The following is an 888-nucleotide window of genomic DNA, read 5'->3' as shown; positions in this document are numbered from 1 at the left end:
AACGCGAACGGTAGGAAGGTCATAAAGACCGTGTACCCAATCAAGTGTCTGAATCTTTATAAAGGATAACAAGAATGAGTAAAATTTTCAGTACTTTTTGTGGTGTAGATGTTGCAACAGATAAAATAATCGTCCAATTGCCTCAAGATAGAAAGTCTATTATTGGTTTTATTAAAAAGAATTTTGAGCAACCTAATGAGACCCCTGGTTGTCCTGGAAAGTACTAGTGGTTATGAACTATTAGCAGCAGAATGTTTTGATGAAATGGGTATGACAGTACGCAATAAGCTGTTAATGAAGCTTACTGCGCTTAATAGCAGGTTAAGTCAGCTGAAAGAGTTTCATCATCAAGAAGCGTGTCGATTGGGTAACGCCAAAATACCTGAAGTCAAACAAACACACAAAGAGATGCTCAAACTTTTGGCAAAACAAATGACCAGCATCGAGACACAAATGATAAAATTAATTAAATCGGAACAAGAGCTCGCAGAAAGGTATACCCGCCTTCAGGCAATGATAGGCGTTGGCCCAACATTCGCTTTAACACTAATTGCAGAACTGCCAGAGCTTGGTTATGCTAATAAAAAAGAGATTGCAGCCTTAGTCGAAGTTGCTCCTATAACAAAAGATAGTGGGAAACAGAGGGGACGTGCAATCACTCAAAATGGAAGAAACAGTCTTAGAAAAATACTTTATATGGGCGCTTTATCAGCCATTCGATATGACAAAAAAATGAGGGAATTTTACAAGCGCCTAATAAGCACTGGTAAAGCAAAGAAAGTAGGTATTGTTGCTGTTATGCGAAAGATGTTAGTGACGATGAATGCGGTGCTTACACAAGCAAAGGATTATTGCCCAGCTATGTAGCAATAATCCTTGACTTTAAAG

At 38.4% G+C, this 888-nt stretch carries 2 protein-coding genes; both read left to right on the top strand.

Translation table 11 applies throughout. The features are described 5' to 3' along the window. Nucleotides 1-74 precede the first annotated feature (74 nt). The gene (locus A8O27_RS18880; protein WP_154669267.1) at nucleotides 75-227 is read left to right on the top strand and encodes a hypothetical protein; all 153 of its coding nucleotides are present in this window, start codon (nucleotides 75-77) and stop codon (nucleotides 225-227) included. Further along, the gene (locus A8O27_RS18150; protein ID WP_064115172.1) at nucleotides 196-867 is read left to right on the top strand and encodes an IS110 family transposase; all 672 of its coding nucleotides are present in this window, start codon (nucleotides 196-198) and stop codon (nucleotides 865-867) included. The genes A8O27_RS18880 and A8O27_RS18150 overlap by 32 nt, the downstream gene beginning before the upstream one ends. Nucleotides 868-888 lie beyond the last annotated feature (21 nt).

Origin of the sequence: Legionella bozemanae (assembly GCF_001648595.1) — a bacterium.
Lineage (GTDB): Bacteria > Pseudomonadota > Gammaproteobacteria > Legionellales > Legionellaceae > Legionella > Legionella bozemanae.
This window is presented reverse-complemented; position numbering and strand designations above follow the sequence as displayed.

Bases quoted from the DNA above. Each gene is read 5' to 3' on its own strand.
- A8O27_RS18880 (WP_154669267.1), top strand. From the start codon at position 75: ATGAGTAAAATTTTCAGTACTTTTTGTGGTGTAGATGTTGCAACAGAT.
- A8O27_RS18150 (WP_064115172.1), top strand. From the start codon at position 196: ATGAGACCCCTGGTTGTCCTGGAAAGTACTAGTGGTTATGAACTATTA.